This window comes from Arthrobacter sp. 01L42, assembly GCF_056400005.1.
This window is the reverse complement of sequence record NZ_JBFTSL010000024.1, coordinates 1-14,579: the sequence shown is the minus strand read 5'-3', so window position 1 is coordinate 14,579 and position 14,579 is coordinate 1. Positions and strand designations below refer to the sequence as shown.

The 14,579-nt window shown below is 62.0% G+C and carries 15 protein-coding genes; 3 read left to right on the top strand and 12 right to left on the bottom strand.

The features are described from left to right. Positions 1-11: 11 nt before the first annotated feature. The 10 genes from AC1DN2_RS18395 to AC1DN2_RS18350 form a co-directional block, all read right to left on the bottom strand. Positions 12-224, bottom strand: a complete 213-nt coding sequence (locus AC1DN2_RS18395; protein WP_476851468.1) for a Flp family type IVb pilin — start codon at positions 222-224, stop codon at positions 12-14. A 294-nt stretch (positions 225-518) separates the two neighbouring features. Next, a complete protein-coding gene (locus AC1DN2_RS18390) occupies positions 519-1,922 on the bottom strand; it encodes a pilus assembly protein TadG-related protein (RefSeq protein ID WP_476851467.1) in 1,404 nt (467 codons plus the stop codon). Between the two features lie 53 nt (positions 1,923-1,975). Further along, complete coding sequence (locus tag AC1DN2_RS18385) at positions 1,976-2,443, bottom strand: TadE/TadG family type IV pilus assembly protein (protein WP_476851466.1); 468 nt, start codon at positions 2,441-2,443, stop codon at positions 1,976-1,978. Between the two features lie 99 nt (positions 2,444-2,542). Then, positions 2,543-3,433 (bottom strand): type II secretion system F family protein, encoded by an 891-nt coding sequence (locus AC1DN2_RS18380; protein WP_476851465.1) that lies wholly within the window; start codon positions 3,431-3,433, stop codon positions 2,543-2,545. An 11-nt stretch (positions 3,434-3,444) separates the two neighbouring features. Next, complete coding sequence (locus AC1DN2_RS18375) at positions 3,445-4,392, bottom strand: type II secretion system F family protein (RefSeq protein WP_476851464.1); 948 nt, start codon at positions 4,390-4,392, stop codon at positions 3,445-3,447. Continuing rightward, the gene (locus AC1DN2_RS18370) at positions 4,389-5,834 is read right to left on the bottom strand and encodes a CpaF family protein (RefSeq protein ID WP_476851463.1); all 1,446 of its coding nucleotides are present in this window, start codon (positions 5,832-5,834) and stop codon (positions 4,389-4,391) included. The genes AC1DN2_RS18375 and AC1DN2_RS18370 overlap by 4 nt, the downstream gene beginning before the upstream one ends. After that, on the bottom strand, positions 5,831-7,027 hold the full coding sequence (locus AC1DN2_RS18365) for a CpaE/TadZ family protein (RefSeq protein WP_476851462.1): 1,197 nt from the start codon (positions 7,025-7,027) through the stop codon (positions 5,831-5,833). Before AC1DN2_RS18365 ends, AC1DN2_RS18370 begins: the two co-directional genes overlap by 4 nt. Further along, complete coding sequence (gene cpaB / locus AC1DN2_RS18360) at positions 7,024-7,785, bottom strand: Flp pilus assembly protein CpaB (protein WP_476851461.1); 762 nt, start codon at positions 7,783-7,785, stop codon at positions 7,024-7,026. Before cpaB ends, AC1DN2_RS18365 begins: the two co-directional genes overlap by 4 nt. Before the next feature lie 325 nt (positions 7,786-8,110). Beyond that, on the bottom strand, positions 8,111-8,305 hold the full coding sequence (locus AC1DN2_RS18355; RefSeq protein ID WP_476851460.1) for a Flp family type IVb pilin: 195 nt from the start codon (positions 8,303-8,305) through the stop codon (positions 8,111-8,113). A 268-nt stretch (positions 8,306-8,573) separates the two neighbouring features. Continuing rightward, on the bottom strand, positions 8,574-9,284 hold the full coding sequence (locus AC1DN2_RS18350; protein ID WP_476851459.1) for a prepilin peptidase: 711 nt from the start codon (positions 9,282-9,284) through the stop codon (positions 8,574-8,576). A 320-nt stretch (positions 9,285-9,604) separates the two neighbouring features. On the opposite strand from AC1DN2_RS18350, the gene rplM reads away from it, so the two are divergent. Next, positions 9,605-10,048 carry a 50S ribosomal protein L13 gene (gene rplM, locus AC1DN2_RS18345; protein WP_015937805.1) on the top strand — a complete coding sequence of 148 codons (444 nt, stop codon included), beginning with the start codon at positions 9,605-9,607 and terminating at the stop codon, positions 10,046-10,048. Positions 10,049-10,084: 36 nt separating this feature from the next. After that, positions 10,085-10,594 carry a 30S ribosomal protein S9 gene (rpsI, locus tag AC1DN2_RS18340; protein WP_018773707.1) on the top strand — a complete coding sequence of 170 codons (510 nt, stop codon included), beginning with the start codon at positions 10,085-10,087 and terminating at the stop codon, positions 10,592-10,594. 81 nt (positions 10,595-10,675) lie between these two features. Here the strand turns inward: rpsI and AC1DN2_RS18335 are convergent, their stop codons facing one another. Beyond that, positions 10,676-12,604: a glycosyltransferase family 39 protein gene (locus AC1DN2_RS18335; RefSeq protein WP_476851458.1), complete on the bottom strand. Its 1,929-nt coding sequence runs from the start codon at positions 12,602-12,604 to the stop codon at positions 10,676-10,678. Then, entirely contained in the window at positions 12,601-13,818 is a 1,218-nt protein-coding gene (locus AC1DN2_RS18330) for a bifunctional glycosyltransferase family 2/GtrA family protein (protein WP_476851457.1), read from the bottom strand. The genes AC1DN2_RS18335 and AC1DN2_RS18330 overlap by 4 nt, the downstream gene beginning before the upstream one ends. Before the next feature lie 226 nt (positions 13,819-14,044). Here AC1DN2_RS18330 and AC1DN2_RS18325 point away from each other — a divergent pair, with 226 nt between their 5' ends. Beyond that, positions 14,045-14,407 carry a hypothetical protein gene (locus AC1DN2_RS18325; RefSeq protein WP_476851456.1) on the top strand — a complete coding sequence of 121 codons (363 nt, stop codon included), beginning with the start codon at positions 14,045-14,047 and terminating at the stop codon, positions 14,405-14,407. The last annotated feature ends 172 nt before the right edge of the window (positions 14,408-14,579 follow it).

The following is a 14,579-nucleotide window of genomic DNA, read 5'->3' as shown; positions in this document are numbered from 1 at the left end:
CCGAGCCTGGATTAGGGTGCGGCGGGAGCGCATGCGCCGGTCGTGCTGCCGCTTACTTGGCATTGCACTTTGGTGAATGTGTCGTTCAGCGTGCCACCAAGGAGACCAACGGCAACGATGATCGCGACGGCGATGAGCGCGACCATGATGCCGTATTCGACGGCGGTAGCACCGCGCTGATCTCTGCGAAGGCGGACGGCGAAACTGGAGAGAATGGAACGCATTGGGGACTCCTGAGCGAGTAGGACGGCTGGTCCTGCACCAGCACTGAGGGAAACGTAGCAAGTACCGACACGCCGATGATTCGGCTTTGACGCATCCTGTGCCAAGGCTTCCCAAACTGCACGTTTCCTGTACATTCCCTGCGCCCATACTGCGCACGATATGCGACTTTTCCTTCCACCCGCGGCAAAATGGGAGGACCCCCTTGGCTCTGGTCCTAGGGGGTCCGGTATCGGGGCCTTCCGGCCCGGGTCCACGGCTTCCGGCGCTGGCCGGGCAACCGGCCAGCCAGAAACTCAGTCAGGAATGCGCATGAGACGGGAGTGGGAGCTGATTGCATTGATCGCTGAGACGAAGATCGGCCCGAGGTCCTCACCGTTGGCGGCGCAGAAGAAGTAATCTCCGTCAGTGTTCTCAGCAGTTGTTTGCGCCGCCGTCCCGCAAGCGTTGCTGGCGCTGGGGACCCCCGGAGACTTTTCAGACGCAGCGGCAGCGAGGACATCGCGCACGAACGATGAGCTGCCGCCCCCGCATCGGGCCGAAGCCGCCGCGTTGTACGCGACCGTGATGATCAGGATTCCCCTCGCCTTAGCGTCGGCCGCGACGGCCTTCAGGTTGCTGCAGGCCGTTGGACCGTCGGAACTCTTGATGTCGCCGGAGCTGCCTACGGAGGTGGATCCTCCGTTGCCTGTCTCGTTCGGCTGACCGTCTGTCTCCAGGATGATGGCCTTACGGGGCGTCCCTGCACGCGTCGGCAGACTAGCCAGGTTGTTGTTGTTGTTCAGGTTAAGCAGATACCGGGCGGCGGCCTTCATCGGCGAGGCGAGGTACGTGCCGGTGCTCGATGAAGGCAGGCATTGAACACCTTTGATGAGCGGGCTGCTGTTATTGATCGCGGAGGCGCCCGAAGTGGTGTAGTCGTTCGAGAATGCTACGGGAATCCAGGTGGCATCAGCGGCCGTGACGGAGCCCGAGGCGGTGGTGCTGCAGCCGGAGGTGGAGCTGCTGGGGCCGATGGTGCCCAGCGCCACGTACTGCTGCTCCTTCGTCATCGTTGAGAGCGTGCTCTGAATGGCGGTCTTCATATTGGTGAGGTCAGTGGAGCTCATACTGCTGGTCCGGTCGGCGACCAGCGCGATATCCATGGGGTTCGGGACAAGGGTGCCGCACGAGCCCTTGCACGCGTTGGCGGCAAGCGGACCGGTGTTTCCGGACCCGACCCCGATTGCCGGGGCGAACAGGTAGGGGACGTCTTTGTCATCGGTCACGGTGATCGTGTTACAAGTCCGGCCTGCTCCCGTAATGCATGGAATCGCACAGATCGTCTCGTTGCATTTGGCCCCGGCGGTGGTCCCCGGATTGCACACACCAGGGACTTGACCGCTGGCCACGGTCTTGGTGGCCCCGGTGGAAGCGACCACGCACCAGAACGTGACCGCCGGGTCCGCCTGGGCGTCGTTTGCCTTGGCGTAGGCAACAGCGGCAGCCCGGGCGGCGACGGGGTCGTCCGGGAGCGAGGTAGCACCAGCGAGCGCGGCGGCATCCAAGGCGTTGCTGAGCTGCTGGTGCTCGTAGACCAGCCGGCCAACATCCATGGCCATGGCCAGCACCCCAAAGAGCACGGGAACCAGCAAGGCAAAGAGGACCGCGGTGGCGCCCCGCTCATTGGACTTCCGGTCCCCTCGACCCATATTGCTCATTCGCATCCCATCTTGACGTACCTGATCCTCGCGATCCTGGCGCGATCCTGGCGTTACGGAGTGCATGATCCACCAGCCCAGTTCTGTGAACCCGACATCACGGCCACGGTCCCTTCCATTTTCATGACGGCTTTGGCCTCGAAGACCCCGGTCAGGGCCCAGGCGTAGAAGCCCGACAAAGACGACTGCGGATAGCGCAGGCAGACGACCATGACGCCGGGCGCGCCTCCGGAGGTGTCTACGACGAACTTCACCTGGAGCTTGGTGTTGTCCAATTCGCGTCCCCTGGCATTGTTGGCGGATGCGATGACGTTGCCTTCGGTCACACCCTGCCGGGCGCTCTCGCGCGCGGCGGCCTGCAAATTGATGCTTTGGCCGAAAGCCATCCCAAAGTCGATCACTCCCAGGAGCATGGACAGGAGCAGGGGAACAACGAGGGCGAATTCAACGGCTGCCGCTCCGCGCTGCCGGTCAGATCGCTTCCGGCGATTTGCGGCGTGCGGCGCGCGGCGTGCGGCCATGCCGCGCCGGCGGTTTGGCTGTAGCTGGAAAATCCTTAACAAACGCATGGCCCCTCGCTGTTCCGGTTAAGACCTCTGATGGGTTGGACGATTCCCGGGCTAGAAGGCACCGGTGAAGTTCTTCATGACGCTGATGACGGCGGGGCCGATGATAACGATGAAGAGCACCGGAAGGATGCAGAACATCAGTGGAAACAGCACCTTCACGGGCAGCTTCATGGCCTTCTCCTCCGCGCGCTGGCGCCGTTTGATGCGCATCTGCTTCGCTTGGGTGCGGAGGATGGTGGCGAGGGCAATGCCGTACTGGTCCGCCTGCACCACGGAGCGGACAAAACTCCGCAGATCCGGTGAGCCGGTCCGTGCGGACATGGCCAGGTAGGCTTCCTTGCGGCTTCGCCCGACCTGCATGTCCTGGAGTGTGCGGACGAGCTCTTCGGCCAATGGTCCCTTGCCGTTCTGGCCTGCACGGGCCATGGCAGCTTCGAATCCCAACCCGGCTTCGACCGAGATCAGCATCTGGTCCAGCGTGTTGGGCAACTCCATGTCGATTGCCTTTTGGCGCTCCGCTCCGCGGCCGTGGATAAGGATGTCCGGAATGAAATACGCCAGCACCGGCAGCAGGACCAGCACCAGGACCATGATGCCGGTCGGGGACTTTGCCGCGAACATGATGCTGACGAATGCTGCCACGAGTGCCAGCGCCGGCTTGGCAATCAGAAGGCGTTCCAGGGGGATGCCGGGAGGACGTCCCGCCTTCGCAAGGAGATTGTCCAGCCACCCCGCGTATCCCCTGGGCGTCACCCGCACGCCCAAGCCCGCCAGGCCCTTCGACCCGGCCGATGCGGCGCCGTCGTCCACCACACGGACACCCCGCCCGAGGTTGCTTCGGACGGCAGCCAGCCCCTGACGGTCCACTGAAATGAATGACCAGACCATCGCGGACATTGGAACGACGATGAGTCCGATGATTAACCACGCCGTTACACTCATGGCGATCCTTCCTAGAACTTGATCTTTACGACGCGGCTCAGCCACCAGGAACCGATGGCCAGCAGCACCACGGAGAGGCCGATCATTACCCAGCCAAGAAAGTTGGTGTACAAACCGCTGATGTAGTCCGGACTCGACACGCTGAGGTAGAGGAACATTCCTACGGGAAGGGCTACCAGGATGTACGCCGAGAGTTTGCCTTCGGCGCTCAGGGCCTGAACCTGCCCCTTGATCTCGGATCGCTCACGGATTGTTTCTCCCACGTGATCGAGAACCTCCGCCAGGTCACCGCCCACCTCGCGGTGGATTTCGATGGCCTGCCCAGTCCAGTCGAAATCGTCACTCTTGAGGCGCCGGGCGGCGTCAGCCATTGAATCCTTCAGGTCGCGGCCCAGCCTTGTTTCATTGACCAACCTGGCAAATTCATCGGATGTAGGGGATTCCGCCTCCTGTGACACGGCGTCAATTGAACGCAGTAGGCTGTGTCCGGCACGGAGCCCTCCGGCCAGCATCTGCAAAGTGTCACCCAGCTGATCCTCGAATTTTGCCCGTCGGCGGCCGGCCATGATGTTCAGGACCAGCATCGCGATGACGGGCGTGAGCAACGCGAGAAGAAGCCCAATCACGATGCTTCCCATGACGAACCCGAGGAGGCCAACGGTGACGGCAACGCAGCAAATAAGGAGGACGAAATCAGCCTGCCGAAGGCGCAGGCCTGCCCGCTCCAGGGATTCCTTGGTGCCGAAGCTGGCATTTCGGCCGACGCGGCGGTCCACGAACGCCAGGGCAGAGTCCGTCACGCGAGTGAGGGCTGACGGCCCTTCGGCGACGCCTGGCCGCCGGCGGGACAACGCGATGCCGGACTTGCCAACGCCCAAGGTCGAAAACAGCACGACGGCGAGTGCCACAAGGCACAGCCCAATGCCGAGGGCGAAATACAAGGGGTTTGTTGTGTTCACCTGTAGCCACCCCCGGGGTGCACGCTTCCGAATACGGACGGTGACAAATGGATGCCAAGGTCGGCGAAGTGGTCGACGAACCGCGGCCGTACTCCGGTAGGCGTCGGGCTTCCGAGGAACCGGCCGTTGGCGTCCGTCCCGGCGCTGTAGTCGAAGACGAACGCATCCTGGAGGGTGACAATGTCCCCTTCCATTCCCTGGACTTCGGTGACGTGCGTGACGCGGCGGGTCCCGTCCCTAAGCCGGGAGATATGGACGATGAGGTTGACGGCCGAGGCAATCTGTTCCCTGATTGCCTTCAGCGGCAGCTCCATTCCGGCCATGAGTACGAGCGTTTCAAGGCGGGCTACCGCATCACGGGGAGAGTTGGCGTGGACGGTGGAGATCGAACCGTCGTGGCCCGTGTTCATGGCCTGCAGCATGTCGAGCGACTCACCGCCGCGGACTTCGCCGATCACAATCCGGTCCGGACGCATGCGAAGCGAATTTCGGACCAGTTCCCTGATGGAGACCTCGCCCTTGCCTTCGATGTTGCGCGGCCGGCTTTCAAGCCGCACTACGTGCTCCTGTTGCAGCTGGAGTTCCACGGCGTCTTCGATGGTGACGATCCGTTCATCAGCCGGCAGGAACGACGACAGGACATTCAGCAGCGTGGTCTTCCCCGTGCCGGTACCTCCGGAAACCAGGATGTTCAGCCGGGCAAGGACGCATGCCTGCAGCAGCTCCGCCATTTCCGGGGACAGCGTCCCGAACGAAATGAGGTTGTCGACGGTCAGGGGGACCTGCCCAAACTTTCGGATCGTCAGCGATGAGCCGTTGACGGCAAGCGGGGGGATTATCGCGTTGACGCGCGATCCGTCGGTGAGCCGGGCATCCACCATCGGCGATGACTCGTCGATCCGCCGGCCGACCTTTGTGACGATGCGTTCAATAATCCTGCGCAGGTGTTCTTCCGAGCTGAATCGCGCAGTGGTCAGGAAGAGCTTGCCATCGCGTTCGACATAGACCTTGTCCGGCCCGTTGACCATGACTTCAGTGACCGCCGCGTCATTCAGGAATTTCTGCAGCGGCCCAAGTCCCAGGACGTCGTCCATGATCTCCTGGACAAGGCGGTGCCTTTCGGGCGCCGTCAGCGGAATCTCGTCTTCTTCCACGATCGCCCGGAGCTCATCCTTGACGTACTTCTGGAGTTCGGCCTCGTCCAGGGCCGCATCGGTGATGCGGCTGCCCATGCGTTCGTAGAGGGCGGCCCCCGCGCGATCCTTGACGGCGTTCAGGGCGTCGCTAGGTTCCGCGCCTGGGGCCCGGTGCTCCGCTACGGTGACCAGCGAGTCGCCTGCATCCGTTGCGATGCCGGCCCACGGCCCGCTGGTGTCGCGGTGCTTTCCGGCGGATTCTGTGGCTACTCCCCGGAGGGATTCCAAACGCTCGGCGAGGTTCATTGGACTACCGCCCTTCCTTTAAGGTCCTTGTTGGGGCGCGGCTCCCTGTCGGTGCTGATCCTTTCCACAAGTCGGCGAAGCGCCTTTGTGAACGGATCCCTGGCGCCCTCCTGCAGCAGGGGAACGCCTTTGTTGGTGGAATATGGCACGACGCGTGACCGCGGCAGGACCACGTCCACAGGGCCGCCGATGACGGCTTCAACATCATTCAACGTGAGCCCCGACCGCCGGTCCGCGAAATTGAGGATCAAGTGGCGGTTCGCGGGAACGAGGTCGAGTTCGTCCAGGACGTTGAATCCGGCACGAAGTCCCCGAATGCTGGGTATGTCCATCCCGCACACCCACACCGCGTCCGTAGCCAGTTCCAACGTCGCCAGCACGTGTTCGCCAAGTCCGGGCGCCGAATCGACTACGACGTACCGGAACTCGTTGGATAGCTGACTCAAGAGGCGCCCGACCTGTTCGCCCGATATCTGGTCGGCTTCCGTGGGGTTGAGCGGAGCGCACAGCGCGTAGATTCCTGAGGAGTGGAGAGTCAGGTAGGACTTCAGCACCACGCTGTCCTGCACTGCCGCCCCGACCACGGCGTCAGACAACGTCCTCTCGGGTTCCAGCAGCAACCCCGACGCAACGTCTCCGAACTGGAGGTCCAGGTCAACCACCACGACGTCCGCGGGGGATTCCTTTCCCAACCCCACGGCAAGGTTGGTGGTGATCGTTGTTTTTCCGACTCCGCCTTTGGGAGACATGACCGCGATGATGCGGCCGCTCATTGGCTGTCCTTCGAGGGCGCTGCCCAGCCCCCGACGCCGGCTGGCCGCAGCGAGGCTCGCCCGCTCCAACAAGCTGCGAATGGTGCCCACATCCGAACCCGGTGGCAGCAGGTCCCTGATGCCGGCCCGCATGGCGGGCAGCGCGACTTCCGCTTCGTCTCCGGTCACGAGCACGATACTGATTTCCGGATACTGGAGATCGAAGAGACTGGCCAGGCGGATGGCGTCGTCCATTGGCAGGCCGGGCCCCAGCAGGATCACTTCGACCAGGTCGCCGCCGAGCACCCGCAGCACATCATCCGGACCGGGCGGAAGGAAATCTGCCACGATGGCATGGAATGTGCCGTGCAAGCTTGCAGCGGCCTGCCTTACGCGTCGTTCAAAATCATGATCCGAGGTGATCAGTACGAAGCGGCTCATCGGAACAGCTCCGGCTTCTTGACGATCAGAGGCGCACCTTCTGTAGCGGTGGCGGGATCTTTCGTCAGCCACAGGCTCCCGAAATGGGCCCCAAAGGCGATCTTGGCGGCATCAGCGTCATTCCGGGCGAAAGTTACCAGCAACTGTCCTGTGGGCAGCTCGGTGTTGGCCTGTTCGGCGGCGTCGGCACCTGTGGCCGTTTCCGTCTTCGCGACGGAACGCTGCACGCTGGTCACCAGGACTTTGCGGAACACCTCCTGGCCGGTTTCCACATCAGGAGCGTCTTTCAGCGCACCCTTGTCGAAGAGGACGACGATGCCTACGGTATCGCCGGCGGAGATGCGCCCGCCGACCACCCGCTGCGCCTCCAGTTGTACGGAGATCTCCTGCATACCCTTGGGTACAGCGACCGATCCCGGTGCTGAGAGAGTGGCAGGATCTGCCAGCCGCGCGCCCAACAGTGGCTCGCCGGGCAGGAGTTCGACGGACGTCACTTTTCCATCCATCCCGTCGAGGCTTTTCAGTGCCCCGTTCGGGACCGAGGCCGCAGGGAGGGCGGTCAGCTTGACGGCCGACTTGATCGTTTCAATGCCAGAACCCTGGGGTACCTGTTGTTGCACTACCAATACATCGACGGGGTTCAGGCCCTCTTGGGCCCTAGCCTCAGTTCCTTGAACGTACGAGACCAGAAGCAGTGTGCCAGCTATCGCAAGCACAAGTGCGACGATGCCTCCCAGCAGGCGTGTTTTCACTTTCATGCCTTTCAATGACGGCTCAGGACTTAAGCGAGCCAATTTTCCAAGTTGGATGCCTGCGGCTCCGTAGCTCGTGGGGCCCCATCGGGCCGGCCTCCGTGCGCGAAACGCGACCGACGGAGCTGCCGACGAGACCGTTGTCGGCGTGCTTCCTGTCTTGCGCTGCTTCTGTTGCCGGGCATCGCGTCGCGGCCATGGAAGGCGGCCGCCGACATGTCGTCCCTTGCGGGAAGTGCGATCCAGTGTTGAAAGCCAAAGGGCGGGTGCGGTGGCAGCGGATCTGTCTTCCGAACTGCCGCCGCCCCGCCCTCGGGCTTTTGTGGCTGGTTTAGAGCTCTCCCGAGATCTTGGTGAAAGCCGTGTTGATTTGCGTGCCCAGAGTGGAGACGATGACGACGATAACCGCTGCGATCAGGGCGACCAGCAGCCCGTATTCCACTGCGGTTGCGCCCTTCTCATCGCCAATGAACTTGTTCTTGACGCCGGCGACGAAAGCGAGCATTGAGACCATGAGACCAGTCATTTTATTTTCCTTTTTCAGAGTTGTGAATAAAGAACGAATTTCCGGCAAATCCCCTTTGCCTATTTACTGGAGCTTCGTTGAAACAACATTTGCACGGCCGTTATCGTCGGCGCAATGAATGCGGATACTCGACTTTTGGAAGGAAAATGTGGGCATCACCTGCCCGCAAATGAGAGGTGTACTCAGTTTCGAAGTAGGGGCAGGGCTTGACTACTTGGTTTGATAAGCGGTCTTACTGAAACGTCGCCCGTGGCCGGGCGGAGGCTACCTAGGGCAACAGCAAGATAACGGCCAGGCCGGCTGCCAGCATGGAGGGCCCGTAGGCCACTTCCTTTGGCTTGTTTCCGCGGTTTTTCAGCATAATGACGGCCGAGGCGAGGCCTCCGGCGACGAATCCCAGTGCTCCGCCGTAGAACAAGTGGGACCAGCCTAGGTAGCCCAAGTACAGGCCAAGTGGCGCGGCGAGCTTCACATCACCCATTCCCAGGCTGTTTCGGCTGGTCAGGGCAAGAAAGAGGTACAAAACGAACAAAATCAAGGCGCCGGCAGCTCCGCGTAGCAGGCTACCTGCCTCGCCGGACACCCCGGCAGCGGCCCCGAGTAACACAATTCCGACCACCAACAGGGGTAAAACCATCCGGTTCGGCAGTAAGTGGTGCAAAAGGTCGATTCGCGTCAGCTGGACGCCGGTAACCGCCAGCAAGATATAGGCGGGCAGCTCCGGGGAGGCACCGAACCGCCATGCCAATAGAACGGACAGCGCGAAGGTGGCCGCCGCCGTCGTAAGCCTCATGCGTGCCGGCAGGGGTCCGTCCAGGCGGGGGAGCGTGCGCTGAATGAGGAACTGGGCCAGCAGGGACAGGGATGCGCCGGCGAGGCCAACACTGGCTATGAAGGCAATGAAGGGCAATCCGGTGAGCGGCCCGGCCGGCTGCGCAAGGAGCAGGGAGACGGTGCCGGTGGCGGCGGGATCGGACACGGTTCCTCCAGGGGATGCGACGGGCCGGCACGGGGCTGTCTGACGAAACTGAGAGCAGGCAGGATGCATCCGGACACCCCATTTTGACCCAAGAGGCCGCCGTCGGCTATTCTTGGTAGTCGTTGTGCGTGTCCTATCTCGATGGTGCGTGCCCGCTGAGAATCCGGTTGCAGGATAACTACTCAACGTGCACATTCGAGACCTCAGGATGACTGGTTACATGGAGCCCTCACCTCTGTTCCGGTAGCGCATAGATAGTAGGTGCACCGTAAGAGTGACGCCTAAAACAAGAACGCCAGAACAAGAACGAGGCAAACACCGTGCGTACGTACACCCCGAAGCCCGGCGATATCAACCGCCAGTGGCACGTCATTGACGCCACCGACGTTGTCCTTGGTCGTCTCGCCAGCCAGACCGCAATCCTGCTGCGCGGCAAGCACAAGGCCACCTTTGCGTCCCACATGGACATGGGCGACTTCGTCATCATCATCAACGCTGAAAAGGTAGCCCTTACCGGCGCCAAGCTGGAGCAGAAGCGCGCATACCGCCACTCCGGCTACCCGGGCGGCCTGACCTCCGTCAACTACGCGGAGCTGCTTGAGTCCAACCCGGTTCGCGCCGTGGAAAAGGCCATCAAGGGCATGCTCCCGAAGAACTCCCTCGCTGCGCAGCAGCTGGGCAAGCTGAAGGTGTACCGCGGTGCAGAGCACCCCCACGCCGCCCAGCAGCCCAAGACTTTCGAAATCACCCAGGTCGCCCAGTAGTCCTGGCCACCAACCAACTTTTTATCAAGGAGAATCGTGGCTCAGAACGAAGAACTGACCACCGAAGCCGTTGAGGCTGAGGAAAACCTGACCAGCTACACCTCGGAGAGCGGTGCTGCGGAAGCAGCTGCGCCGAAGAAGGAACGCCCGGCACTGACCGTTGCCGGCGCTGCAGTTGGCCGTCGTAAGGAAGCCGTTGCGCGCGTTCGCGTTGTGCCCGGCTCCGGCAAGTGGACCATCAACGGCCGCGAGCTGGCGAACTACTTCCCGAACAAGCTGCACCAGCAGGACGTCAACGAGCCCTTCAAGATCCTCGATCTTGACGGCGCCTACGACGTCATTGCCCGCATCCACGGTGGCGGCATCTCCGGCCAGGCCGGTGCCCTGCGCCTCGGCATCGCCCGTTCGCTGAACGAGATCGACACCGAGAACAACCGCGCCACCCTGAAGAAGGCCGGTTACCTGCGCCGCGACGCTCGCGTCATCGAGCGCAAGAAGGCCGGTCTCAAGAAGGCCCGCAAGGCTCAGCAGTACTCGAAGCGTTAATCCCGCTTGGGGCGCAAAGCGCCCCTCCGAAAGCCCGTTCCGCCACTCGGCGGGACGGGCTTTCGCCGTTTCAAGGGCCCCTTATTTGGTGAGTTGGAAGTACTGCGCCCCGTCGATGTCCTCGGCTACGAATCGCTGCCTGATCCATTCGACGATTCGAGCTGACTCACCGTGGCCTTCAAGCGTGAGGGGCGGCAGACCCTGGATCACGACAGATCCCACACGCCCCTCCTCTACCAGGACTTTGAACTGCTCGAGGGTCGGGAAAGGGTCTGTGCCGTCGAAGCCGCCGAGTGGCAGCACTGCACGGCCCAGCTCCAGTTGATAGTTGGCCGCCGACTCTGAACCCACCACGGCTGCCGCCCATGCAGCGGACGACGGAGTCCCACGGAGTCGCGCCAGCAGCTCCGCTGACGGCAGATCTCCGAACATGACCGAATTGTAGCTTGATGGCGTGTCAGGGGAAGCGCGATTCCGGTCATCGGACCGGTTTCCGAAGATACTGGGCCCAGCGATAACACCTGCTCCGTTATGGGGGCTTAGAACTGTGTTCAGGGACCAGATGACGGGGCCGGTGAACAAAGTGGCGATGAGTAGGGCCGCCGTCGTCTTTGCCACTCCGGGGCCGGGTGGCCGAACCAGGACCCCCGCGAGGACTAGTCCCCACATGGAGAGCATGGCGACTGGAAGCCACGGGAATTCCTCCATCGAACGAGAAGCGGAGATGAAGGCGAAAATCATGCTTGCGATCATCGTGAGGCCAGTCAGAATGCGGGTTCTGACCCGTTGCAGGCCGCGTAGGAAGTGCAACAAAGCAAGAGCAGCCAGGAAGCACAACGGCGGAACCGCGGTGAGTACATAGTAGGAATGCACGATTCCTGACATGAAGGCGAGCACGGTTGCGGTGCAGGCAAACCAGACGCAGCAAGCCAGGAGAAGTGCGCGGGCAGCTGGCCGTCCCTGGCGCCCCCAAAGAAACCAGGCGCCGAGGCATAGTCCCGCAACCGCCAGGGGAAGAAGCCAGCCGGCTTGCCCGGAGAACTGCGGCTGAAGGAAGCGCTGGAAGCCGCCGTCCAGTTTGTCCGTCGTCCAGGCTGCATCCGCGCTCATGGTTCTACTGGCGTCCTCGCCAGTGAGGCGGTCCAGCCCGTTGTATCCCAATGTCAGTTCGATGACGCTATTGTTCCTGGAGCCACCAATGAAGGGTCGGTTGGCGGGGTCGGTGAACTGAACAGCCAGCAGCCACCATCCCCCCGTCACGGCGGCTGCCCCGAGCGCAGCCAACAGGTGCAGGAAACGTCTCACCGCCGGAGTGCGTGCAAAGACCAAGTAAGTCAACCCTACCGACGGAAGGACCAAGAGAACTTGGAGTTGTTTGGTAAGGAACGCCGCGCCGGTTAGAACTCCCGCCAGCAGTAGCCAGCGAATCCTGGAGCTGTCCACTGCCTCCAAGGTCAAATAGACAATGCCAATCATGAGCAGCGTAAACAGCGCGTCTGGGTTGTTGTAGCGGAACATCACCGTGGCAACTGGAATGACTGCCAGGAATGTGCCGGACAAAAGTGATGTCGGGGCATCGAAGCGCTTGCGGACCATGCGGTAGAGGAGATACACGCTGATGACGCCCATGACGGCCTGGGGGAGGAGCAAACTCCAGGAGTTGAGCCCGAACATCCGGACCGAAAGTGACATGACCCAGAGGCTGAGCGGGGGCTTGTCCACGCTTATGGCGTTGCTCGGATCGGACGAACCGAATAGGAAAGCCGTCCAGTCGAGCGAGCCGGACATCGCAGCCGCTGAATAGAACGAGTTCGCCCACCCGTTACGGTCGAGCCCCCAGGTGTAGAGCAGCGTTGTGCAAGTAAGAAGAATCAGCAGTGCCGGCCGCTCCCAGACTGGATCCGCCAACTGGCCGCGAAGAATCTTGGCCACAAGTGCCGGCGTCCGGTGCTGTGGCCTGACGCCGCGTGTACCGGTTGCACCCGCGGTGTCAGCTGCGACGCGGCTCACTGGGCTGCTCCTTGGGCCGGCGCCAGGGCGAGTGCGGCGGTCCGGCCGCCGCTGCGGCTGTCGCGGAATACCCAGACTCGCAGCAGCACGAATCTCATCAGGGTTGCGAGAATATTTGCCCCGGTAAGGATTATCAGTTCAAGGTTCGGAGGGGCGTCGGTGTTGACCGTGTGGAGGATGGCCAGCGACGACGACGTCATGGTCCACGCGAGCAGGAACACGACCAGACCTTGGATTTGCTGTGTGAATAGCTTGACCGGCCCGCTAATGCCAAACGTAAAACGGCGGTTGGCCGCTGTGTTGCCGATGGCGGTCAGCAACAGGGCCATGAAATTGGCCTGCTGCGCACCGAACGGCGCCTGAAGGACAAGGTACAGCAGCGCAAAGGCGATTGTGGATAGCGCCCCGACGATTCCGAACCGGAGTACTTGGCCAAAGAAGCTGGGCCGTCCCGGAGGGGCGATCGGCCTGCGACCCAGTTCTGCATAGATGGCTTGAACCGGGATGGTCCCCTTGAAAAGAGCTCCGGCAACGCGGACCAAACCACGCAGATCATCCAACGCAGTCTGTTTGATATCGACTCGGCTGTCGGGGTCGTCAATCCAGTCCACGGGAATTTCGTGGATCCGCAGGCCGGAGCGCTCGGCGATGATCAGCATTTCCGTGTCGAAGAACCAGCCGTTGTCCTCGATGTGGGGGAGAAGCCTCCTGGCGACGTCAGCGCGGAGGGCTTTGAATCCACATTGGGCGTCGGAGAACTTCACCTGCAGAGTCCGTCGGAGCAGATAGTTGTAGGACCGTGAAATGAACTCGCGCTTTGGCCCGCGGCTCACCCGGGAACTCTGCCCCAGTCTGGTGCCGATGGAAATGTCCGAGTGGCCCGACAGTAGCGGAGCTACAAGTGGGGGCAAGGCGGCGAGGTCCGTTGACAAATCGACATCGAGGTATGCGACGACGTTGGCCGTGGATGCGCTCCACGCATCCCTCAGCGCGAACCCGCGTCCCTTGACCTCAAGCCTTCGGTGAACAACATTTGGCAACTGCGCCGCTAAGCGTTGGGCAATAGTCGAAGTATTGTCCGTGCTTGCATTGTCCGCAATCGTAATTTGCCACGTCGAAGGCATTTCTTGCGATAAGTAATTCGCGAGCTTAGTGATGCTGCTTTCGAGCACGGCCTGTTCATTAAAGACCGGTACTACGATTTCGAGCGCCAAGCCCCCAGAGCTAGGTTTCATGCCACGAAGCCTAAACGCATCCTGGAAAAGGCAGTAGGTTTTTGGGGAAAGTAGAGTACAAGAAACTTCAAAACCAAGTAGTCTCCCGATCTTTCAGCCTGACTTGGGTCGGCCCGGGCTGGGTAGAGGCTTCCTCGAATATTGGCAATGGAATGGGGTAGGTTCGCCGGATAGCGGCATACCGCGTGAACGAAGGGGGGATCGTATGCCGGAGCCCGGTGTCGAGGTCGTCTGGGGTGCGCTGTCGAGGGCGTGGCGGAAGGCCCAGTACGAAGAATTGTGGCTGCAGTTCCGGCCGCGCGGGTCGAAGGATGCCTTTGACGCGGTCGAGGCCTCGGTCCAGGCCGCGAACCAGGAGGTCGAGGACGCCGGGTGGGGCGACGACGTATTTACCGAGGGGGTCTCGGACTCCGATGCCGGACCGGTGGCGCTGATGAGCAGGGCCGGCCCCGAGGAGGGCGTCCGCGCATGGCTGGATGCCTTCGGCCGGCACTTGCAGGCCTTGGGGAAGGCCGGGAGAGTAACCGGCTCTCCGCGGTTGGTGGTGAATTCGGGCTCGTGTCTTTAGACGCGAGGGGCCCGTAGCCCTGYTGTGATGGATGTTCTTGACGCATTCATCGATGACAGGACTACGAGCCTTGACCGAGCTTACTTCCCGGCGCCCCGACGCTGCCACCGCCATCTTCAACCTGCCTGACTACCGCGTTCTTGAAACAGAGATTCTGGGYTTCGGCCAGCGC

What these genes read in the sequence shown, in the direction of transcription:
- AC1DN2_RS18395 (WP_476851468.1), bottom strand. Translation starts at nt 224, where the DNA reads ATGCGTTCCATTCTCTCCAGTTTCGCCGTCCGCCTTCGCAGAGATCAG.
- AC1DN2_RS18390 (WP_476851467.1), bottom strand. Translation starts at nt 1,922, where the DNA reads ATGAGCAATATGGGTCGAGGGGACCGGAAGTCCAATGAGCGGGGCGCC.
- AC1DN2_RS18385 (WP_476851466.1), bottom strand. Translation starts at nt 2,443, where the DNA reads ATGGCCGCACGCCGCGCGCCGCACGCCGCAAATCGCCGGAAGCGATCT.
- AC1DN2_RS18380 (WP_476851465.1), bottom strand. Translation starts at nt 3,433, where the DNA reads ATGAGTGTAACGGCGTGGTTAATCATCGGACTCATCGTCGTTCCAATG.
- AC1DN2_RS18370 (WP_476851463.1), bottom strand. Translation starts at nt 5,834, where the DNA reads ATGAACCTCGCCGAGCGTTTGGAATCCCTCCGGGGAGTAGCCACAGAA.
- AC1DN2_RS18365 (WP_476851462.1), bottom strand. Translation starts at nt 7,027, where the DNA reads ATGAGCCGCTTCGTACTGATCACCTCGGATCATGATTTTGAACGACGC.
- cpaB (WP_476851461.1), bottom strand. Translation starts at nt 7,785, where the DNA reads ATGAAAGTGAAAACACGCCTGCTGGGAGGCATCGTCGCACTTGTGCTT.
- AC1DN2_RS18355 (WP_476851460.1), bottom strand. Translation starts at nt 8,305, where the DNA reads ATGACTGGTCTCATGGTCTCAATGCTCGCTTTCGTCGCCGGCGTCAAG.
- AC1DN2_RS18325 (WP_476851456.1), top strand. Translation starts at nt 14,045, where the DNA reads ATGCCGGAGCCCGGTGTCGAGGTCGTCTGGGGTGCGCTGTCGAGGGCG.